The 23,322-nt window shown below is 44.8% G+C and carries 16 protein-coding genes; 9 read left to right on the top strand and 7 right to left on the bottom strand.

Annotation, left to right across the window (positions count from 1 at the left end; translation table 11 throughout):
- Positions 1 to 50: 50 nt before the first annotated feature.
- Positions 51 to 1,823 carry a glyoxylate carboligase gene (gene gcl / locus L0991_20255; protein XGB64362.1) on the bottom strand — a complete coding sequence of 591 codons (1,773 nt, stop codon included), beginning with the start codon at positions 1,821 to 1,823 and terminating at the stop codon, positions 51 to 53.
- Positions 1,824 to 2,137: 314 nt separating this feature from the next.
- On the opposite strand from gcl, the gene aceB reads away from it, so the two are divergent.
- Both aceB and L0991_20245 read left to right on the top strand, forming a co-directional pair.
- Positions 2,138 to 3,763, top strand: coding sequence for a malate synthase A (aceB, locus tag L0991_20250; GenBank protein XGB64361.1), 1,626 nt, complete (start codon positions 2,138 to 2,140; stop codon positions 3,761 to 3,763).
- Positions 3,764 to 3,848: 85 nt separating this feature from the next.
- Positions 3,849 to 4,289, top strand: a complete 441-nt coding sequence (locus tag L0991_20245; protein ID XGB64360.1) for a heme-binding protein — start codon at positions 3,849 to 3,851, stop codon at positions 4,287 to 4,289.
- An 82-nt stretch (positions 4,290 to 4,371) separates the two neighbouring features.
- On the opposite strand, the gene L0991_20240 is transcribed toward L0991_20245, so the two are convergent.
- Positions 4,372 to 4,809 (bottom strand): DoxX family protein, encoded by a 438-nt coding sequence (locus L0991_20240; GenBank protein XGB64359.1) that lies wholly within the window; start codon positions 4,807 to 4,809, stop codon positions 4,372 to 4,374.
- 204 nt (positions 4,810 to 5,013) lie between these two features.
- On the opposite strand from L0991_20240, the gene L0991_20235 reads away from it, so the two are divergent.
- Positions 5,014 to 5,919: a LysR family transcriptional regulator gene (locus L0991_20235; protein XGB64358.1), complete on the top strand. Its 906-nt coding sequence runs from the start codon at positions 5,014 to 5,016 to the stop codon at positions 5,917 to 5,919.
- Between the two features lie 69 nt (positions 5,920 to 5,988).
- Here L0991_20235 and L0991_20230 read toward each other — a convergent pair whose 3' ends face one another.
- Positions 5,989 to 6,291, bottom strand: coding sequence for a hypothetical protein (locus L0991_20230; GenBank protein ID XGB64357.1), 303 nt, complete (start codon positions 6,289 to 6,291; stop codon positions 5,989 to 5,991).
- A 230-nt stretch (positions 6,292 to 6,521) separates the two neighbouring features.
- Entirely contained in the window at positions 6,522 to 7,004 is a 483-nt protein-coding gene (locus L0991_20225) for a MarR family transcriptional regulator (GenBank protein ID XGB64356.1), read from the bottom strand.
- A 123-nt stretch (positions 7,005 to 7,127) separates the two neighbouring features.
- Between L0991_20225 and L0991_20220 the strand changes: the two genes are divergently transcribed.
- Together L0991_20220 and L0991_20215 are read left to right on the top strand one after the other, a co-directional pair.
- Positions 7,128 to 8,021: a DMT family transporter gene (locus L0991_20220; protein XGB64355.1), complete on the top strand. Its 894-nt coding sequence runs from the start codon at positions 7,128 to 7,130 to the stop codon at positions 8,019 to 8,021.
- A gap of 216 nt (positions 8,022 to 8,237) precedes the next feature.
- Positions 8,238 to 9,758 (top strand): DUF1254 domain-containing protein, encoded by a 1,521-nt coding sequence (locus L0991_20215; protein XGB64354.1) that lies wholly within the window; start codon positions 8,238 to 8,240, stop codon positions 9,756 to 9,758.
- Between the two features lie 79 nt (positions 9,759 to 9,837).
- On the opposite strand, the gene L0991_20210 is transcribed toward L0991_20215, so the two are convergent.
- A complete protein-coding gene (locus L0991_20210) occupies positions 9,838 to 10,746 on the bottom strand; it encodes a LysR family transcriptional regulator (protein XGB64353.1) in 909 nt (302 codons plus the stop codon).
- Between the two features lie 469 nt (positions 10,747 to 11,215).
- On the opposite strand from L0991_20210, the gene L0991_20205 reads away from it, so the two are divergent.
- The 3 genes from L0991_20205 to L0991_20195 all read left to right on the top strand — a co-directional run bounded on the left by L0991_20205 (position 11,216) and on the right by L0991_20195 (position 14,670).
- The gene (locus L0991_20205) at positions 11,216 to 12,133 is read left to right on the top strand and encodes a DMT family transporter (GenBank protein XGB64352.1); all 918 of its coding nucleotides are present in this window, start codon (positions 11,216 to 11,218) and stop codon (positions 12,131 to 12,133) included.
- Positions 12,134 to 12,380: 247 nt separating this feature from the next.
- Positions 12,381 to 13,223, top strand: a complete 843-nt coding sequence (locus tag L0991_20200) for an AraC family transcriptional regulator (GenBank protein XGB64351.1) — start codon at positions 12,381 to 12,383, stop codon at positions 13,221 to 13,223.
- Between the two features lie 100 nt (positions 13,224 to 13,323).
- Entirely contained in the window at positions 13,324 to 14,670 is a 1,347-nt protein-coding gene (locus L0991_20195) for an MATE family efflux transporter (GenBank protein ID XGB64350.1), read from the top strand.
- An 81-nt stretch (positions 14,671 to 14,751) separates the two neighbouring features.
- Here the strand turns inward: L0991_20195 and L0991_20190 are convergent, their stop codons facing one another.
- Together L0991_20190 and L0991_20185 are read right to left on the bottom strand one after the other, a co-directional pair.
- The gene (locus L0991_20190) at positions 14,752 to 15,933 is read right to left on the bottom strand and encodes an MFS transporter (GenBank protein ID XGB64349.1); all 1,182 of its coding nucleotides are present in this window, start codon (positions 15,931 to 15,933) and stop codon (positions 14,752 to 14,754) included.
- Positions 15,934 to 16,138: 205 nt separating this feature from the next.
- The gene (locus tag L0991_20185) at positions 16,139 to 18,157 is read right to left on the bottom strand and encodes a hypothetical protein (GenBank protein ID XGB64348.1); all 2,019 of its coding nucleotides are present in this window, start codon (positions 18,155 to 18,157) and stop codon (positions 16,139 to 16,141) included.
- Between the two features lie 266 nt (positions 18,158 to 18,423).
- Between L0991_20185 and L0991_20180 the strand changes: the two genes are divergently transcribed.
- Complete coding sequence (locus tag L0991_20180; protein XGB65423.1) at positions 18,424 to 23,256, top strand: DUF1566 domain-containing protein; 4,833 nt, start codon at positions 18,424 to 18,426, stop codon at positions 23,254 to 23,256.
- The last annotated feature ends 66 nt before the right edge of the window (positions 23,257 to 23,322 follow it).

Genomic DNA, 23,322 nt, shown 5'->3' with positions numbered 1-23,322 from the left:
GGCTTTCCGTAGAGCTCAATCTCGCTCTACGGATACACATTACTTCGTGATTACTTGTACGCTAGCGCGGTTGGTGCATCGCTGCTGCTTTCCGCAAGCGGTTCAAATTCGTTGATGGCGTTGATCTCTACGCCCATAGAAATATTGGTCACGCGCTCCAAAATCAGCTCAACAACCACAGGCACTTTGTGCTTGTTCATTAGCTCTTTAGCTTGCTCAAACGCTGCTGCAATTTGGTCTGGTTCGCGAACTCGAATCGCCTTACAACCAAGGCCTTCAACAACAGCAACATGGTCAACACCGTAGCCTTCAAGCTCTGGTGCATTCTGATTATCAAATGCCAGTTGCACACAGTAATCGATATCAAACTGACGCTGCGCTTGGCGAATCAAACCTAGGTAGGAGTTGTTCACCAGTACATGGATATATGGCAGATTGAATTGAGCACCTACCGCCAGCTCTTCAATCATGAATTGGAAGTCGTAGTCACCGGAGATAGCGACGATATCGCGATCCGGATCCGCAGCTCGAACACCCAATGCAGCAGGTGTTGTCCAACCAAGCGGACCAGCCTGACCACAGTTGATCCAATGTCGAGGCTTGTACACATGAAGGAACTGCGCCGCGGCAATCTGAGATAGACCAATGGTGCTGACGTAGCAAGTATCACGACCAAATGCTTTGTTCATCTCTTCATAAACGCGCATCGGTTTCATCGGTGCTTCATCGAAATTAGTTTTACGTAGCATGGTCGACTTGCGCTCCTGACACTCACCTACCCAGCCACTTCGATTTGGTAATTTACCTGCATCGCGCCACTCTTTAGCGACTTCAACCATGAGCTCAAGTGCCGATTTTGCGTCTGAAACAATGCCTAAATCAGGGCAGAACACGCGACCAATTTGGGTAGGTTCAATATCGACATGAACAAACTTACGACCTTCAGTGTAAACATCGACAGAGCCGGTGTGACGGTTAGCCCAACGGTTACCCACGCCAAATACGAAGTCCGAGTTCAACATGGTTTCATTACCGTAACGGTGAGAGGTTTGTAGACCCACCATACCCGCCATTAACTCATGGTCATCTGGGATAGAGCCCCACCCCATCAAGGTTGGAATTACTGGTACACCTGTGATCTCAGCAAACTGCTGCAGCAGCTCAGATGCGCCTGCGTTGATAACACCACCACCTGAGACAATCAGAGGTTTTTCAGCTTGTGCCATCATGGTGAGTGCTTTCTCAACCTGTTCGCGAGTCGCTTTTGGTTTGTATGGTTCAAGCGGCTCGTAGGTATCAATATCGAACTCAATTTCGGCTAACTGTACATCTAGAGGAAGGTCAATCAGTACAGGGCCAGGACGTCCTGAGCGCATCAAATGAAAGGCTTTTTGAAAAGCGCGTGGCACTTGAGCTGGCTCCAGTACCGTGGTTGCCCACTTAGTAACAGGCTTGGCAATGGATTCGATGTCGACCGCTTGAAAGTCTTCTTTATGAAGGCGAGCACGTGGAGCCTGACCAGTAATACATAGGATAGGGATCGAGTCAGCCGATGCCGAATAAAGACCAGTGATCATATCCGTCCCTGCTGGACCTGAAGTACCAATACACACACCAATATTATCTTGGTTAGTACGTGTGTAGCCTTCTGCCATGTGTGAGGCACCCTCTACATGTCGAGCTAAGACGTGATCGATCCCTCCGAGTTTTTTCATTGCTGCGTACATTGGGTTTATTGCTGCGCCGGGAACACCAAATGCGATGTCTACTCCTTCACGTTTAAGCACTTCAACCGCTGCTTCAATCGCTTTCATAATTGCCATTCGAACCTCCAGTTCAGATTGTATACAATTAAATTAACTTTTGTGTACTATGAATCATCCTCAGCATTTATCAAGCCCAATTTGAAACAATTTTGTTACATCAACCTATCCTATTGAACAGCAAATATGCCTGAAAACCTTACAATTCATTGCTTTACATAAAATATCTTTACGTAAAAATAAATTACAAAAAGATCAAATGATAAATAAATGTTAAATACCATTTGCTTGTTTACAATTTCTACAATATAAATACCGTTAAAAAGAACATTTTGTATACAAAATGACATCGTATTGTGTAAAGGAGACAAGCAATGATGAATGACGTGAAAGAAAGAGAAGAAACACTGTGTATGCAGGTACTTGGGAATATGGACAACCCCGAGTACAAAGAGATCTTGTCTAAAGATGCATTGAAGTTCTTAGAAGCTATCGTTAACAAGTTTGGAGATCGCCGTCATGCCCTGCTAAATGATCGCGACACAAAACAAGCGCAATATGATGATGGTGAGCTACCTAATTTTAGAAAGGACACTATCTCTATTCGTCAGAATAAAGAGTGGAAAGTCGCAACACCACCACCAGAGCTACTGGATCGTCGCGTAGAGATCACAGGCCCTATCGAGAGAAAGATGGTGATCAACGCATTAAACTCAGGTGCGAAAGTCTTCATGTGCTGTTTTGAGGATGCGTCTTCCCCAACTTGGGCCAACATGGTCGAAGGGCAAATTAACTTAAGAGATGCCAATTTAGGCACTATCAGCTATTTTGATGAGAAGAAACAAAAGAACTACCAGCTAAACAGCGACCCTGCGTTGTTAATCGCTCGCCCTCGTGGAATCCATCTCCCTGAACAATCGATTCAATTCAACAATCAACCTATCGCGGGTTGCCTGATGGACTTTGCGTTGTACTTTTTCCACAACTATCAATCACGAGCTCAGCAAGGCTTGGGCGTTTACTACTACATTCCAAAGCTTGAGAGCATGGAAGAAGCACAGTGGTGGGACGACATTTTCAGTTTCACCGAGAACTATTTCAACGTAGCAAAAGGCACCATCCGTGCGACTGTATTGATTGAAACGCTGCCGGCCGTTTTCCAAATGGAAGAGATCTTGTACGCGATGCGCGATCACATCGTTGCGATGAACTGCGGCCGTTGGGATTACATCTTTAGCTACATCAAAACACTGAAGAATCATAAAGATCGTATCTTGCCAGACCGTCACGGGATCGGCATGGATCAAGAATTTCTGAACGCTTACAGCCAGTTGTTGGTGCGTACTTGTCACGCTCGTGGGGCATTGGCGATGGGAGGCATGTCAGCCTTCATTCCAGCAAAAGATCCGCAAGAGATGGAGCGTGTTACCGCTAAGGTTATTGAAGACAAACAAAGAGAATCACAAAACGGTCACGATGGCACATGGGTTGCGCACCCTGCCTTAGTTGATTTAGCGATGTCGATCTTCGACAAGCACCTTGATGGCAAAGTGAATCAAATGGATTTCCAAAGCCCTGATCACACCATCAATGCCGACATCTTACTGAAACCATGTGAAGGCAGCCGCGACGAGGCCGGCGTACGCAAGAATATCCGTATTGCGTTGTATTACATCGAGGCTTGGATCCAAGGCTACGGCTGTGTACCTATTTACGGACTAATGGAAGATGCCGCCACCGCTGAGATCTCAAGAGCCAACATTTGGCAATGGATCCATCATGGCGTCACGCTCGATGACGGCCAAACCTTTACCAAACAACTGTTCCACTCTTGGCTTTACCAAGAGTTAAACACAATAAAACACGAAGTCGGTGACTCGCGCTACGCAGCAGGTCGATTTGAAGAGACGGCCGATCTTTTCTATCAACTTTCTACAGCCGAAGAGTTCGCTGCCTTCCTAACTTTACCCAGCTATGGGCTTTTGCAAGAATCCAGCTAGGCGTCTTGCGGCGATTCAAACAGATCAATAAACACTGATTTTGGTCTGTTTGAATTAGCCAAGCCCCTGAAAATTAGGAGATAACATGGGAAGTTTGACTCTACAACAAGCGTTAACCATCATAGATGGCACCTTTAAAGCAGGCAAAAAGATTCACACAGAGCCCCTCACTGTTGCTGTGTTAGACAGCGGTGGCAAACTGATTTCTCTGCAACGTCAAGATGGCTCCAGCATGATGCGACCTGACATCGCCATTGCTAAAGCCTGGGGCGCACTCGCACTAGGGTGTTCCTCAAGAAAACTCGCCCAAGATGCTGACAACAGGCCAGCATTTATCTCCGCCGTGAACGTACTCGCACACGGAAACATGGTGCCAGTACCAGGGGGGTTACTGATTCGAGACAAGGATAAAACGGTACTCGGTGCTATTGGTGTCAGCGGTGACATTTCAGACATCGATGAAAGCTGCGCCATCAACGGAATTGGTTGCGCAGAACTGTTTAGCGACGAGATGCTGCAAGCTTAATTCAGCAATAGAGATAACTTAAAAAAAGAAAACCGAAGCCTTATGCTTCGGTTTTCTTCTTCATTAAACTGCGGCAACAGCACTAACGAACAAAAGCGACTAAACGTGTGTATCTAGCATCTTGTTTGAACTTGTTTGTCAGCCAACCATCTACGCTCAACACGCCTGCACCAAGCACAGTCAAAGCAAGGAAACCACCAGCAACAGAGACGTTTTTATAGAAATGAATCATTTGACCCGACGAACTTGGATCGTAGTGAAACATAACACCTGAAAGTAGAGAGAAAAATGCAATCGAGAACGCAGTAAAGCGAGTCATAAATCCAAGTAAAATAGCCAACCCACCACCGAGTTCTAGCAAAATAACCAAAGGTAACCATTGAGCACTGACTCCCTGAGAGGTCATGTACTGCGCGGTTCCTTCATAGCTAAATAGCTTTCCCCACCCCGCTTGAATAAACAAATAAGCCAATAAGATTCGGGCGAAAAAAGTCAGTGTGTCATTCCATTTGATGTTCATAATACTAAGCCTTGATAAGTTTCATTGCCGGTAGACTATTCGACTTAGCATCCAGATGATAACGAGAAAAATAGAACGACTTGTTTGAAATTTTAGTAGACATACTCGTATACAAATTACTGACGAAATACGAATATTCATCGGCACCAATACTGTTACCATTGCCTCAAATTCTTGAGAAGCCAGCCTGACAAATACTGATTTATGAAGACCCTGAAGAAAACACTGCCACTCGATACGTTACAAATTTTAGATGTTTTACAGCGAGAAGGGACTTTTTCCTCAGCCTCTGCACACCTCAACCGTTCTGTCTCCGCCCTAAGTTATCAGGTTCAAAAATTAGAAGATGAACTCGGTATTCTGATCTTAGACCGCTCGGGGCATAGAGCTGTGTTTACTCAAGTAGGGCAAATGTTAGTAGACAATGGCCGTCAATTACTCGAAGGTTCCGATGAACTCATAAACCAAATACAGCGTTTTTCTAGTGGCTGGGAAAGTGAACTGCTTGTGTCTTATGATGGCATCATCGGGCAAGATGTGGTGCTTTCGTTAGTCAGTGAAATGGAATCCGAATGCAGCACACAGCTCAATGTCCAAGAAGATATTTTATCGGGAGGATGGGAAGCATTAATCTCCGGGAAAGCCGATATTCTCATCTCATCGAGACCAAGTATCGAACTGCCAAACACCATCAACCTCAAGGCCATTAGCAATATTGAGATGATCTGGGTCGCCGCAAAACAATCACCTATTTTGGCCGAACAAGCCCCACTAAGTGAGTCGACACGACGTGACTACACCATCATCGCGGTGGCAGATACCGCCAAGTCAGCCCCAAAGACCACAAAAAATATCTTATCGAATCAGAAAACCATTACGGTTAGTTCAATGAACAGCAAGTTAGCAGCTATCCAACGTAATTTGGGGATAGGAACCCTCCCGAGGCATCTAATTTCTGAAGAGTTGGAATCGGGAAGCTTGGTGGAAATTGGTCATGCAAGAACGGTGGATGTCGTACTAGCCTGGCAAGTAGGGAATATGGGAAAGGCCAAAACACTGGCTTTAAAAAAGCTCGAAAAATGTTGGAAAGAGTCAGCGCTAGAGCGCTAAAGAATCAATACAGTTAGCCCAAATATCACGTAACTCCCCTTAAGAATTCGCATATTTGGGCTCATCGATTTACTTGTCTCGTCCAATGAATCGGCTTTGTTGCACACTCTCACCTTGAGGTGTGGTTACCTTAAATTTATACACGCTCGGGAATTCTCCCTTATAGAAAAATGCTTGGCCTTTGTTTGAGGTTTTCTTCACTTGTTGACCATGAATATTGGTGGTCACTTTGGCGTTAGAAAGACGCTCACCGTCTTGGTAAACCGTAACCAACACCCCATTCGTTTGTTCGTTAATCGACATTTTCAGTTCTGCGTGTGAGGCAAAAGAAGTCGTTAGCAATATCGCACTAAGGGTCAATTTAAATTTCATTTCAGTAATCTCTGTATTGTGGGAATACGAGAAATATACGGGTGGGCACTCTCTATTGATAACGGGAACTCTTAAAAGGGATGTCCAAAAAATTTGAATGACATTAGTCAGTTATTTTCATTGTATGCGCTTCTGCGTTTACCTACTTGATAGGCTTGATACAGCAGGTATAAAAAAACCGAAGCTCATCACTTCGGTTTCAAATCAGATACTCCGGTTCAGCAATCTCACTACTCGTAAGCGCTCAGCCAAGTTTTTAAAAGTTGGTTAGTGTTTTTCTTCTGGCTAGCCGATAAAGACTTAACCAGCTTTTTCTGCATTTCGACGTGCTCAGTCATCATCTCATCAATCAGAACTAAACCATCTTTGGTCAATTTCACGCTGACGCTTCGTCGGTCTTCTTTACTGTGCTCACGGCTGATTAACCCTTTAGCTTCCAGTTTATCCAGACGATTAGTCATCGCACCTGAGGTCAGCATCATTGACCCAATTAGCTCAGAGGGCGTTAGTCGGTATGGCTTGCCAGAGCGTCGCAAGGTCGCCAATACATCGAACTCGCCCAATTTCATGTCGTATTTTTTATGAAGGTCGGCAACTTGCGTCTCCATATACTTGGCAATACGCATAATCCGGCCCATCATTGCCATAGGCTCAGTTTCTAATTCGGGCTTTTCCTTTGCCCATTGCTCTACAACGCGGTCGATGGCATCCATTTGCAATCTAGCTCCGTTATTAGTCTGATTACTTTAAACTAGTTTAACATAAAGATACTTTACAACCACTAGTTCTCAGTATACAGTTCACACAATAGTTATCTTAACGTAAAGATATTTTAGATGAATATATTATTAGCAATGATTCCCGCATTCTTCTGGGGAACAACTTATGCAGTGACGCAATTTACGCTACAGGAGTGGCCACCACTATTACTAGGTGCTTTGCGTGCATTACCTGCTGGTTTGTTATTGCTAGCGGTAAAACCGACACTGCCGAAAAAAGGCGAGTGGCAAATCATTTTCACTTTAGGTCTGATCAACATCGCGACCTTCTTTGGTTTGATCTTCGTGATGGCACTGACACTGCCTTCGGCGATTTCGGGCGTGGGTATGATCTCTGTGCCTGTGTTCGCAATGATCTTCCATTGGGTAGTGAAAAAGCAGCGCCCACATTTGATTCAAGCCTTGTCAGGTATTGGATTGGTCACCTTGGCATGGATTCTATTCAACCCAAGCCAAATCGCATTGAACCCTATCGGTTTAGGTGCAATGTTTGCCGCGATCATGTGTATCGTTATCGGCAGCAGCATTACCAAATCACTGGGTAATCGTATGCACTGGTGGAAGGTGCTGACATGGCAGCTGATTCTGGGCGGTGCAATCTTGTCTGTCGCGTCTGGCGTTCATGCCTTCATCGACCCGCAGCCTTATGTGAATGCGGTGACTCATTTCGATACTCGCAACGCAATGGGCTTGGTTTGGGTGATTGGGCTAAACACAGCGCTGGGTTACGGTATGTATGTATGGCTACTACAACGTATGACTGTGGTTGATTTTACCTTTGGTGGTATCGCCAACCCAGTAGCGGGCATCGTGACAGGTATGGTTTTGATGGGCGAATCCTTCACTGCGGTGCAATACTCACTCATGACAGGCATGATCATTATGTCACTCCTACCACAATTGATTCTTGCAATCCGACAGTCCAAGACCGTCAAACCCGTTACGCAGTAAAAATCTAGATTACGACTCATAAGCCCGCCAAGTGCGGGCTTTGTTTTGTCTATAGAACTGTTTATTACAGCGTATCCACACCGTTCTGCGATCGTCTTCTAACCCTTGCACATTACCCCTCACTTTGAAGCTCATTTTTGAGCCTATCGCGTATCAGATATGTTTTTTCGACTCGCTTAAAGTAAGCACATCGAAACGAAACTGAAAGGTGACATCATGATTAAGTCGAAGCTAAAAGCACTTGTGTTGGCGAGCAGTCTCTTTATCTCACATCAAGTACTGGCGACGGAAAACTACAATACCGATATCCCGCCGAGCATTATGACGGCAGATACAGTACAAACCAGCATTGGTGAGCTGAACTTTAAAGATGGTGCGCCAACGGCTGAAACCGCGCAAAAACTCTATGATAATTTAGATACACTTCGCTCAACAGAGGTATTCCTTAATGCAATTCCAATGGCTTCGGTTGAAGCACTGCGAGTTGGTCATGCCGAGATAGGTTCAACATCATCAAACCAAGTGGTGGTATTTGATAACTTAATGGATTCGAATCCGCTATTTCTAACCGGTAACACCGACACGGTTTACGCTTCTGTTTTCCTAGACTTGGAGAAAGATGGCCCAACCGTCATTGAAGTGCCCGAAGGTATGGGACCAACTACGGTGAACGATGCGTTCTTCCGCTTTGTGACTGACCTAGGCATCGTAGGACCAGATAAAGGCAAAGGTGGTAAATACCTGATTTTACCTCCAGGCTATGAAGGCGAAGTGCCTGAGGGTTACTTTGTTTCACAATCCACCAGTTATACCAACTGGTTTATCGCTCGCGGATTTCTGAAAGATGGTAAAACCGATGCGGCAGTGAAAGCATATAAAGAAAAACTAAAAATCTACCCATTAGCGAAGAAAGATGACCAACCAGAAATGGAGTTCATCTCGGGGAGTGGCAAATCGTTTAACACTATTCATGCGAACGATGAGCACTTCTACTCAGAAATTAAAACCGTGTTAGACAAAGAACCGGTGTCATTCATCGCCCCTGAACTGCGTGGACTGATGTCGAGCATTGGTATTCAAAAGAACAAACCTTTTGCACCCGATGAGCGCATGCAGAAGCTGATGAAAGACGGCGTCGCGATTGGTAACGCAACGGCAAGATCTCTGTACTTCCAGCCAAGAGACAAGAAGGCTTACATTTATGAAGATCGTTTATGGAAGACTGCATTTATTGGTGACGATTACCAATGGCTTGTTGACCAAGGTGAAGGCGGACGCAACCTAGATGCTCGTTCTTACTTCTTCTATGTTGCAACGGTGAATACCCCAGCAATGTCGCTCAAGCTGATAGAAAAAGGCTCTAAATACGCATTACTTGATCAAGCAAAAGACGGTGAATATTTTGATGGCGGTAAGCACTATAAATTGAATATCCCAGCGAATGTTCCGGCTAAGAACTTCTGGTCTATTGTAGCTTACGACACACAAACGCGTTCAGAGCTACAAACCAATCAGCCGCTGCCAAGCAAGAATAACCAGCGTGATGATTTTATTGAAAATGAAGATGGCTCGGTTGATTTGTACTTTGGTCCAACAGCGCCAGAAGGCAAAGAAGCGAACTGGATTGAGACGGTACCAGGAAAAGGTTGGTTCACGATTCTAAGACTTTACGGCCCTCAAGAAGCTTGGTATGACCAAACATGGAAGCCAAGCGACATTGAAGAAGTTGAGCTGTAACACTCGGTAGTCTTCAATTAGACAGTAACTAAAACGCGCCAGTATCGGCGCGTTTTTTTTGTTGTTGTCATCTATAAAATCAATAGCTTTCTAAGCTCTCACTTAAGATCTGTTCGATACGCTTCACTATAGGGTGCTGATAACAAGCACGGTGATACTGAATACCTACATCAAAAGTCACCGCTTCTCCATTGAATAAAACAGGTCGTTTGCTCAGTCCACTTGGGATTGAAGCAAAATCCATATCAAAGCCAACGTAGACATACTGGCTGACTTGAACACATTCCAATGCGGAGGATACCGATGCAACAGTCAGTTTCTGCTGCAATACCAAGCCTGTACGTTTTTTTAGGCGTTCGTAATAGGAGTTAGCATCCAATGACCCCATCGAAACGCGCACCGTATCAAAGCTCTCTAGTTGGTTAAGGTCAATGGCTTCGTTTTTCGCTAAAGGGTGGGTATCCGCTACATAAGCAAACAATTCCAACGAACCCACTTTGCGCTCAACAATGCGGTCATTGAGTTCATTCGGGTAGCCCGACACACCAATCGCTAAGGTCCCTGCTTTAGGGAATTCAACGCCATCTAAAGACCAGTCCATCATCGATATCTTGGGCTTAGATTCCTCATTAGTAAGCCCCTGCAACAGAGGAACCGTAAACAGTGTGCTCAGTGGGTTGGCGGCGTGAAAAACATATTCGATGTTCGAATCGTTACCGATAAACGACTGCGATAGTTGCTGCGCTTGCTCTAGCTTTTCCAGCGGTTCTTTTACCACTAGCATCAATTGCGTGGTGAACAAAGTCGGCGTATAAACACCTTTGGTCGCAATGAATAACTCATTGGCAAATAAATCTCGACAATCCGAAAGATGACGATTAAACGTTGCGCGGCTGATATCCAAAATATGGCACACCTTCGCCTGAGATTGTTGCTCATAAAGCAGGTCCAAAAATCGATATAGATTTAAGTCGATTGTGTTTTTCAAATGCCCTACCTCATTTCCATACTATGTCGTCTTTATTCAGTATGAACGTGAACCAAATAAACTTTAAACACTTAATACGATAACTTTGCGACTAATAACTATTTTATCTAAAAGAGGGCATTCGGGAGCAGAGCAAATAAACGTACTCGTCAGCCCTACTTGACCGAAAGTGAGGATCCCGTGAGCAGTTGCAAACGGCTGGGTTGATTTCAGCCAAATCACCTTTCTTCACTTAATTGGTTAATTCTTAAACTAAGATTAAACCTTACAAAGAATAATGACTTTATAAAAATATCAATTAGTGAAAATATTTGCTTTTCAATAGTTATATTAGAGATTTAATTTCTACATTTCATTTCAATTAGAGACAAAAAGGCAAACTTTTTCTCCGACGACCTCCTTATACTGTGCCACGTCATTAAGGCGCTACAAGCCTATGATTTAAAATAATTATTAATGAGTAGTCACCATGAATTCGAAGTCGCTAACTATCTTGCTTTTTGTCTCTGTTTGCTTAATTTGGGGAACCACTTGGTTCGCTATGGAAGTGGCATTGCATTCTATCCCACCAATTTTTGCTACTGGACTGCGCTTTTTACTTGCAGCCCCTCTGCTTGCAGTATTAGCAAAAGCCTTCAATCAACCTTTGCTGTTCCCTAAGGGCAAGCGTCAATGGCTGCTTATTGTGGCACTGATGTATTTTGCGATTCCGTTCACTTTGATGATCTATGGTGAGCAATACATCTCTTCTGGTTTGGCATCGATCATCTTCGCTAACATGCCTGTTGCTGTGATGCTGATGTCGGGTTTGTTCCTTGGTCTACGCTTAGCGAAGCATCAAATATTCGGCCTAGTTACTGCGGTTATAAGCCTGTGCTTAATTCTTGGTAACGAAATGCAAATGGGCGGTGATGACTACTTTATTGGTACGGTTTGCCTGGGGCTTGCAGTTGCGATTCACGCGGTAATGTACGTGTTAGTTCAAAAGCACTGTAAAGGCATCGAGGTACTGACTTACAACGCTGTGCCAAGCTTTATTGCTGCGATTTTCTTGTTTGCTGTGTCGGCTGTTGGTGAGAACGTGAACGTAGAATCTTTCACTTGGGATTCTATCTCAGCGGTTGTGTATCTGGGTTTTGTAGCGAGTGTCGGCGGTATTGTGGCTTACTTCAAACTAGGTCAGGTTTCGACACCTTTCCAAGCATCCATTTGTTTCCTTATCTTCCCAGTGGTTGCACTGTTGATCTCTTGCTACATCAATGGTGAGGTGCTATCGGAACAGTCTCTGCTTATGATGATCCCTCTGCTTTGTGGCATCTTGCTAACTAAAGCACCAAAGAGCATCTTCAAGCTACGTTCAACGCTTAAAACAGCAAGCAGTAACTAACGTAGCGAAACAACTAAGAACTAAGATAAGCCGTATTCAAACTGCCCCAGAAGCCCACCATATGCTTCTGGGGTTTTGTTTAACCCAAGCACTCCTTCACAATCTACTGCCCCTTTACAGCAAGCCCCTTCTCATATCGGATCACTCACCAAGCGAATGACTTAAGCATCGCGATCAACTACATTAGACTCAGCTATTATTACCACCTCTGGTTAGTACCCTAGTTATCTCTCCACAAAGGAATGTCATGAGTAATCCCATCAAACACATGCGTCTTGTCAAAGGTCAACCTTGTCGCGTGACAGAACTGTCTAACAGTGATGATGCGTTCTTAGAGCCGCACAGACATGAATACTGGGAGTTAGTATGGTGCGTGGATAACCATGGCAGTCAGAGCATTGATTTCGTTGACTACGACAACAAGGTCGGCCGTATTTTCACCATTGCACCGGGCCAAGTACACCGCTCGGAGCTAGTCGGAGAAAATGCTCGTTTACTGGTATTTACCCCAGGCTTTGTTAAAACCAATCACCGCAACACTCAGCTGGTCGACACAGTTTTCGCCATGCACCAAAGCCGCCCACCCTATTTGGACTGCAGTGAAGAAGGCAACCGCTACCTGCTGCCTATTTTCGACATGCTGAAAGAAGAGTGCGCACGAGAAGAGAGCGACTGGGACTTAGTAGAATCACTCATGAATAGCTTTTTGCGTTACATTCTGCGTTTTGCTAGCCAATCGTCATTGAAAGGTGAAGTACGCGATAGCCGAGTGAACAAGGTGGTTGATTTGATTGAGCAGCATTACACCACCCATAAACACTGCGATTTTTATGCGCAAGCTCTGTCGATAACCAACAAACGCATTAACGAGATCGTCAAAGCCGAAAAAGGTAAAACCGTCACTCAATTGATCCACGATCGGATCATTTTAGAAGCGAATCGCGAGCTGATCTTCTCAACCAAGACCATCAAGACCATCGCTTTTGAACTCGGCTTCGAAGACCCGGCCTATTTCAGCCGTTTTTATCGCGGACAAATGAAAGAGTCACCGGCACAGTTTCGAACTCGATGTGCAGATAGTGCAATATAATAAGCAGATAATCCCTTTTTTAGCCGCCACTAAGTTCCGATAATGCTCCCTCTTTATTTCATCCATTTTGGTACATCCAAATTGTTGGGAGCTTGTTCTAATGGCCATCAACCTAAAAACCGATCCAATATCTAAATCCTTTTATCAATACCTTTGGCCTGCGTTAACCGGCATGGTGATCAAATCCCTGTTCATCATGGGAGACGCTTGGTTCGTTGGTCATGGTGTCGGTCCTGATGGCTTGGGCGCTATCGCTCTCACCATCCCTGCTTTCTCAATATTCACTGCAATTGCCATGATGGTTGGTATTGGTGGCGCGGCGCTGATGTCTATTGAAGTGGGCAAAGGCAACGTAACCTCTGGGCAAACTCTTTTTAATCAATCGATGTTGATCACCGCTCTGTTTAGCACAGTAACCGTCAGCATTGCCTTGTATTGGCTCGATGAGATTATTGCGCTGATGGGTGCTTCTGGGTACATGGCAGAGCTCACTCACGACTACCTATCTGTAATGCTGCAGTTCTTCGTGCTCTACTCGTTAGCTTGGGTTATGTCGTGCTTTGTGCGCAACGATACCAACCCAAAACTGGCGACTTACGCAATGTCGATTGGCGCGATAGTCAACCTCGTATTAGATTACTTCTTCGTCCTAAAATGGGGCTGGGGCATGAAAGGGGCAGCTTACGGCACAGCCATTGCCCAAGGTGTTATTGCTTGTATTTTATTAAGCCACTTTGTACGCAAACAAGGCACCTTAACGCTGAGTTTAAAAGGCATTGGATTTGATAAACTGCCAAGCATCCTGAAAATTGGCACTCCAACTTTCTTCATTGAAGTAACAGCAGCGATGACGATCTTGCTGTTCAACTATGTACTGTTAGATCAGTTTGGTGAGAACCACATTATCGCTTATGGTTTAACAGCCAACATCGGGGTCTTTGCTCTATTTGTGATGGTCGGTATTGCTCAAGCTTGTCAGCCTATCATTAGCTTCAACCATGGTGCGAACCAGCCAAGCCGCATCGAAGAAATCTTCCGCTTAGGATTAAAAAGTGCGGTCGGCAGTGGCCTAGTATTTATGGGGATTGTGTATCTGTTCGCACCTCAAATCGCAGCGCTTTATCTGGGAGCTTCAAGTGATTTGATTGGGCTATCCGCGACCGCGCTCACCTTCTTTTTCTTTGGTGTGCCGCTAATGGGAATCAACTTAGTGATTGCTAACCTGTTTCAAGCGACTGCCAAACCAAAACAGGCAACACTAATATCTCTTGCTCGCGGTTTTGTGTTCGTGGCTTTGGGTATCATCATTCTGCCAAAGCTGTTCCCAGAACAAGGGATTTGGGCAAGTATTCTATTCGCGGAAACTCTAACGGCAATCATCAGCTTTAGCATGTTACGTAGTTATAAGAAGCGCTTTGCTGACTCCTTAGAGCAACAAATCGTGTAGACGAGCGAACAACAGAAACTAAAAAAGCTCCAATATCGCTATTGGAGCTTTTTATTTATCTCGCGTTAAGTGACCGCAACATTAGCGCCAGCTAAACATTCGCACTTCGTTGCCCTCTTCTGGCTTCTTCGGAATATTCAAAGACAACGCCAAAGATACCGCCGCCATTGCTGCACCAATGTAGAACACAGTCGCAGGCGAAGAGAGCCAAATCACACCGAATACAACAGGAATAACGACTGCTGCAATATGGTTGATAGTGAAAGACACGCCCGCGGTGGAAGCCATATCAGCCGGATCGGCAATTTTCTGGAAGTAGGTTTTGATTGCTAGAGCGAGAGCAAAGAATAGATGGTCGATCACGTACAATGCTGCCGCCCATTCTGCACTTTGCACCAAGCCGTAACCGACAAATACACCAATCAAACCCACGTACTCGAAAATAAGCGCTTTACGCTCACCCACTACACCAATGAACTTGCCGATACGCTTAGCAAACAAGAAGTTAAACAGGTAATTAATTAAGAACAGTAGAGTAACGTCTGCCGCCGAGTAACCGAACTTCTCTACCATCAAGAAGCCTGCGAATACCGTAAATATCTGTCTTCTGGCACCACTCATGAAGGTCAACGCGTAGTACAGCCAGTAACGCTTTCTCAGCACCAACTTCTTATTTTGTTGGGTCTTCGTTTGGAACTCAGGGAAACCAAAAGTCATCACGAGTACCAGAACAAAACCTAGCCCTCCAGTAATGCCATATACCCAAACGAAATCGAGCTTTAACTGCTCCAACATCACCCAGATAGAGCCGTAAGTAAGCAGAGATGCTAACGCACCAACCGAGATCATTTTACCTAGCATCTCTGGCGCTTCTTCTTTGCTCAGCCATTGTAGGGACAAAGATTGCTTGAGGGTTTCAAAGTAATGAAAGCCCGTCGACATCAAAATGGTGGTAAACAAAAGGCCGGTAAGCGAAGGGAACAAGCCAGTAATCGCAGTACCGATAGTGAGCATTGCCAGCGATACCAACATGAAACGTTGTTCTCGGATAAAAGCCAACACAAACACCACAGTAAAAGCTAAAAAGCCCGGAATTTCACGAACGCTTTGCAGCAAGCCGATATCAGCACCGTCAAAGTTCGCTTTCTCTATCACGAAGTTGTTCAACAGAGCCATCCAGCTCGAAAACGCGATAGGTACAACAATCGAAATCAATAATAAAAAGTTTTGCGGCGTTTTCCAGCTCGCCTTCGATGCACTCATAACAACCAGATCCTAAATAGTAATCCAGTATCATACTCCGGTTTTATACCGAGTAACAAATGATTAACTTTTGTTTTTTATGCTTATAATGCGAGTAAATATTGGGTGGTAAGAATGATATGCGGGGGAAATTATTTAATAAAGCTTAGAGGCAAAAGTGTAAAAAGAAGGGAGCTAACCTCCCCCCTTTCACTACCCAAAACTCTTATAGAGATTTATAGAAGGTTAACCACTCGCCTCGTTCTAAGCCGCTAACGTTCACTCCAGTGATGCCACTCGAGGTTGTTGCGTTAGAAGGAGAGAATGAAAGGTTAACATTTTTGAACTTATCAGAAATGCTACTTTCCGTTCCTGTTTGAGAAAGAATGTAGCCCAAGTTAGTAGAGTTCCAACTTGAGTTTCCACTGTCTTCCCATTTTTTAAGGAGTTCTTTTGTTACCAGTTGGCTGCCAACTTTAAGAGCCGGACCACTAATATTTCGGAATTGATAGTAATCTACTCCTGAAGAAGTCAACGCAATCACTTTTTCAGCCAATACATACAAAGAATTGATTGCCGAGCTGCTCAACACCTCTTGTACTAACAAGGTTCTATTCGTGTTATCAACGATATAGAGAGTGTTCGCTGTAGCAACCGCGCTTATTTTGCCATCCTTCGATGTTGCTATCTTACTGATGGTGGAATCGACATCCAACTCCCCAAGTACCGTTTGCTGAATCGAGTTTGAAACCCATTCAAGCTTGTTACTGTCTAGCCCCAACAAAATTTGCTGGTTCGCTACAATATTGGCTGTTTTCAGGTTCAACTTATCAATCGTCATCTTGGTGGACAAGTTAGTTGTATCAATAACCTCAGCCGCTAAATTGGCGCTCGAAAAATAATTTTTGTAAACAATCAAAGCTTCACTCTGATCATACGATGGCATGATTTGAGGTGAAGAAGATTTAAGAGTATGGCGCCAACTTTTCATAGTTAACTTGTCGGCACTTAACGATTTCAGCTCTTGCTGTGAGTAAATCGAACTGCCCGTATTTTTAACTGCCAATAACGAACCGCTCTGCAGCAATGGAACCACTTTAGCGAAGTTATCGTTAATACAAGATTCACTCGAATTAGGAGTCACGGCAGGCTTGGGTTTCGGCGTCGGAATTGGAGGTAGTGTTCCTCCACTTTGGCCGCTATAGCTATCAATAGCGTACGCTTTTGCGCCATTATTATTGTTATTGGTGTCACTTAGATTCGATAAGAAAACACCGTTCGAACCCTTGCTATTACAAACATCACTCGCTGTCGCGGAAACATAGGAGGTCGGCTTATAAAGCTTATAGGCCTGAACGCCATTCAGCGCAGGTACTAACTGAACAATTTCATTAGAGTCTACCGGTATTTCGCCTCCCCCGGTGCCACTACCATGGTCACCATCATCGTCGTCATCGTCATCGTCATCGTCGTCATCATCATGATCGTCGTAATCGTCGTCGTACGAACGAATACCAACTACATCAAAATTCGCTTGGGAAGCAAGGTCACCATCAATTGTCACAGGCTTATTACGTGAAGAGCTATCGATTTGCATAACCACATCATTCGCCGTTAAAAACACAATCTGGCTGCTCGCTGGGTTCAGAGCGATAGACTTCGCACCAGAGAATTCTGGCACCGATTGAGAGCCATGAACAACTAAAGCATCCTCAATTTGTAAGTGTCTCGAAGCGGTTCCCGCGACATCGACATCTGATAGATCTAGCGTTTTATGCTCAATCATGAGATCGAGCGCATGAGCGATATTGGTGTATGCAGCTTGCTTCCCATCAGTTTGTGCCTTTTTCAGAGATTTTAGCAACACATTAGACTGATCTTTAGGGCCGTACGTTGTATCTAGTGAGGAAAAATTAACACCAACATGATCACCCAATTTACTTTGAAGTGAGGCCTTGGCTTGTTCAACATTGTTGCTGACGCCAGGATTAAACATCATCTCACTATGAATCAAAGTGGTGAATGGGGTAACCAACGCCATACTCGGTGAAGCGGTTAAAATTGCACCATCATACTGGCGCTGTTTTGCATAACCAGAAACCTCTTCAAGCTGCTTTTCCTGCTCACTGCATACACCATTCAGATCTGCATCAGCACATACTAATGAACTTTGAAATGCATAGCCTGAAGTAGTAGATCCAACTGGGTTTTCGCCATCAGAACCGCCTCCGCATCCTGCGACCATTAAGACACTAGATATAGCTAGTGATAGTTTGCATACTAAAAAATTATTGTGCATTTTTTCGACCGATTCACCTAGTTTATTGTTGCGTTGATAGTATTTTATTTTGCTATTAAATCACTTAACGAAATAAAAGATCAAATGATATTGATAACTACTATCATTTAAATTAATATTCTCAGCCTTTCTTGCGGGTAATTTATAAATCTTTTGGAGTTCAAGTGGTAAGGAATCCATACAAATTGGCGGGTATTTCACTCGTCTCTACAATGCTTGTTGCTTGTGGTGGTGCAGAGTCAGATCCCAAGCTTAGCCAGTCACAAACTCAGCCAAAATCCTCGAATATTTCAGGCATAGCGTTAGATGGTTATTTGCACAAAGCCAAGGTCTGTTTAGACAAAAATAACAATGCGATGTGTGATTCTGCGGATGGAGAAATTGCGACAACGGACGCCAAAGGACAATTCCAACTCAATGTCGACGACGATGTGGCTCAATACAAAGTGTTGGTTGAAGCCGTAGCAGGCATCACCGTAGATATGGACTCCCCCAACCAAGCAATTGAATCTGGGTTTACCTTAGAAGTACCAAGTAACAACTCGGACGTAGTGAGCCCGGTTACCTCATTGATTGCCAGTGTGTCAAAAACCAGCGGTATCAGCTTCGATGATGCGACTGAGCTTGTTGCTAACGACCTAGGGGTCGACAAAAGCCTAGCATTGGGTGATTACTCTGCTTCAAATTCGGCGAAAAGTCGTGAAGTGCACATGTTTGCGCGCGGCGTGACTCGTGTACTGCAAGAAGCTCAAAAAGCTTCAGTAGACGCAGGCGTCGACCAAGTTAACGCCCGCAAAGGTGCAATGTACAAGCTTGCTGATCTTGATTTGGTCGAGTTCAAAGCCAAAACGGATCGACTTTCACACGGTGCGTCTGGGACAGAGGGTGCTCTAGATCAACTCGGCAAGGAGTACCGAGAGCAGCTCAAAGTCTCGCAAGAAGATATCGACGGTAGTGAAATCGTGGTTAAGCCACCAGCACCCAAGCACGGTAAAGTCAATGATGCATCAGATACTTTCAACTGGCAGTTTGTGCGTGGATTCAATCAAAACACAGATTACGAATATTCCTTAGATTCCGGTAGCACCTGGTCGACTGTGATTCGCAAACCAATTGTGGTTGGAAAACAGGCATTCGATAAAGGCGCTATTCAGGTTCGAGTCGCAGCCTCTAGTGCTCGTAATACTCCAGCAGGTAAACCGCTTCTTTCAAACAAAGCATTTACGCTTACGACGGTCCCGGCAGCACCCGCATGGGTTACAGTGAACAACGCGATCAATCAATTTGATTGGGCACTGGTCGATTCTTTTAATGAATTCTCTCTTTACGAGTACTCTCTAGATAACGGTGCTAACTGGGTAAAAGCAACCGAAAAACCTCAACGTATTCAAGACTTAGATATTCCAGTTGGGCATCTAAAAGTACGTATCGCGAAGGACGACTCCCTAGGTCACCCGACTGGTTTAAGTGCTATGTCAGACAAACCGATGACAGTAACCCCGGCGCAACCAGTAAAACCTGTACTGGACTTTGCAAACGACAGCACTAATCAGATCAACTGGCTTTGGGTCTCTGGATATGATGCGCCATCTTTCTACGAGATTAATCTAGGTAACGGTTGGAATACTGTCACTGAACTTCCCTATGTGGTTGGCAACGTTTCACTTCCGGCTAACAGCATCTCTATCCGTGTAAAATCTAATTTGCAAGACGCTCGCCCTGCAGGCAATCCACTAGTGATTGGTACGGCTTTCACTCGCTCAGAAAACCAGCCTGTTGCGCCAACCCTGCCGATTATTGATGATGCTGAAAACACGTTTGCGTGGACAGAAGTTACAGAGTTTGCAGGCAATGACCTCTACGAATACTCACTAGACAGAGGTCTTACATTTAGCCCGGTAACTAGCAACCCACAAGCAATCCCAGATGAGACGTTTGCTAAGGGACAAGTCTGTGTGAGAGTGAAAGCAGGAACAGATCCTCAACATGATCCTGGTGAAACGCTGTGCTCAGATAAGCCATATTCGGTGACACCTGACAAGCCATCGGCACCCACATTTCCAATCACTCACGATGGGTTAGACACATTTGATTGGACATTCGCAACAGGCTTCTCCGAAGCTGCGGATTACGAGATCAATGTACTCAACACAGGTTGGGCAACGGTTACTCAGAAACCTTATCAGTTAAACGATCAAGCTTACGCTATTGACTCAATTCAAGTGCGAGTTAAACGAGATCCAATTACCGGTCGCCCTAGTGGAGCAGAGCTGACAAATGATACTGCGTTTACCGTTCGTCCATCTGCACCCAATGCTCCAACAGGCCTAGTAGTGAACGATACGGACAACACGCTAGATTGGACATACTTTGGCGAATTCACACAACCAGAGCATTTCGAAGTCACGCTCGACTCAGGTTCTACTTGGACTAAAGTCACCGCAAAACCGGTTGTGATCGGTAACGTCGACAAGAGTATCGGTGAGGTTCAATTACGCGTCGCTCAAAATCCGACGAATGGCATGCCTCATGGCGTAGCAGCATTAACCACACAAGCCTTCACCAAAGTGTTTGAGATTCCAGCACCAACCTCGCCTGAGATTACCAACACCTTCACTGGCTCAAACCCAATCAAGACCAATGGTTTTAAATGGGACTACTTAACGGCCAACGTTGATGGTCAATCTGTTCGCTTTGATGAAGCCGAATACTATGAGTTCACTAACGACAAAGGCCTGACTTGGCACCCTGCTGTTTCGAACCCACAGTTCATTGGCCCTGAAGCATATGACAAGGCTAGTGTCGGTATCCGACTAAAAGCACGTGCGAAAGAAGGCGTCGCAAACTCAACCAGTGACACGCTTTGGGCGACAGCAGCAAGCAGTCGCTTTATCGGCCTAAAATTCGTACCAATGAAAACCCGTTCTCAAGCTGCTGACTTTGGTTATGGTGGCTCATGGAATACGTACTCGCTCAATTGTATTGCTGAATACGATGATAAAGGACAAGGGGAGCCGACATTCTGGGCAGAACGAATCTCTTCAGACATCAATACTGTATTCGATAAAATCGCACAACTGGATGATTGTGGTATCGCGGGTTGGACACTTCCAGACACCAATGAAGTGATCACGTTGTCACAGAGAGATCCTGCAACACTCCCTTCAAATCTAAGAAGTGGTTACTTGGTATCGAATAAGTCAGTAAATGTATTAGCGGATAAAAATGGCGTCGCTGTCACTATCAACAAAGGCCAAGAATCTGTTGAGCAATATTATTCAAAATACGCATACGCTAAATGGCAATTGCCATCAGGTACAAAGTTACTCACTGGTGTAAATAGCGCGACGACTGAAATAACCACCTTTCTGAGTACACAAGATACGAAGATTAGCGCTACAGAGCTTTATTTAGAAACCTGGCTAACCGCCAACCAATCTAAGAGCAAAGGTTACGCTGCATTAGAAACGGAAGCTCAAGCTAAAGTAGTAGAACTGCAGGCTTTAACCCAACCATGGGCAGATGATCTTAAGAATACAAAGCTAAAGCTAAAAGCTCTTGAGTTTCAGGCATCTGTTGCTCAAAGCCGAACTGATGCTGAAAGCCTTGAATTCATTAATAAGGTCAAAGCGTATAAAGAACAAGTCGCTAAATTAGAACAAAACACCGTTGCACTGAGCGCATTAGTCTCTGGTTCTGAGTTTGCTCAAAAATTGGCGTTCATGCAGCAAAAGTCCGTAACTCTATCAAGCTCAACCAACGCACTAAGCTCTGCGTCACTGGCTAAGGATATTCACCAAGCAAGTTTAGACCTATACAAGGCTATCTCAGACTTAGAGTATCAATATGGCATGGTTAATTCGTTCGTAAGCGAGCTGAATACATCAACAAAAACGCTAGGCTCGGAGTTTGCCACCCTAAGTACATTGTTCCAGAAGTTTGTCACTGAGATGAACACAACGGCCACAATCCACAACTTAGTGCAATCAAAAGTACTAGCAAAAGATGGACTGAAACTGGCAAAAGACAATGGCTTTAGCGTTTCTCAAACAGACGCGATGGTAAGCAACCGCTTCGCTAAATTGGACGAGTTAGGTAACTACCTACCAAAAGACACCACCTACCAACAAGGCTGGCGTTGTGTCGAGGACACTAATATCACAGGCAAACGCCGAGTTTGGACACTGCTCAAAGACGGCCGACCAAAAGGTGCTGACGATCTTGCTTATGACGCTTCGGCATCTGGTGTAGCAAGTGTCTTAGGCAGTAACGGCCTGTTAGAAAGCACTAATGATGCGAACTTATGTGGCTTCAACGATTGGAAAGTACCAGCGCTGTCTCAGCTACTTTCACTACAAACTAAAGCAATCTCTAGCTCAAACTCGACCATAACAATCGATACAGATGCGTTCCCTCATCACCGAGGGCTGGATCCGGAGTACGACAAATATAGTTCTTATGGCGGCGTGATCTTTTACTACTGGTCGAATCAAGCAAAGGACGCCAAACAATACATCACAAACTACAGCTCTGAACGCAGCTACCAAGATGTCCGTCGTTCGGCAGTCGGTGGTACTGAAGATGCCGTCATCTTAGGGCGTCTGGTTAGAGAAAAAGAGACAACATACCAGTACCTAGATATGCAAGGGAACGTAGTAGCCGATCGCCAAAATGCCATTTGCGCGCAAGACACTGACAGCAAGCTCGTTTGGCAACTGTTTACCAACGGAGACAGCAGTCGTTTCAAGAAATACGTAGATGTAACACCTTTAATTTCAACACGAAATACACAAAAGGTGTGTGGCAAAGCGAACTGGCGCTATCCATCGAAAGCAGACCTGTATGGATTACTTCCTATCAATGCGGGTGTCTTCAAGTTTAACGAAGCAACTGGTGGAGGTTATTCCAACCATAGTTCCTATATCACCAGCGATCCCGCTCCTTATGGTCGTGTCCTCGGATTGAACATGACAACCATGGATGAAAACCAAGTTGGCACTCAAAGTTACGACGGCCGCTACCTATACCGACTTGTTGCCAAATAGGCACTAAAACCTCTTATTAATTACTACAACAGCCTCTGCTGAGGCTGTTTTCATCTAGGAAACAAG

The sequence above is a fragment of the Vibrio chagasii genome (assembly GCA_041879415.1).
Lineage (GTDB): Bacteria > Pseudomonadota > Gammaproteobacteria > Enterobacterales > Vibrionaceae > Vibrio.
The sequence above is the reverse complement of the archived record's forward strand: the minus strand, read 5'-3'. Positions and strand labels throughout refer to the sequence as shown.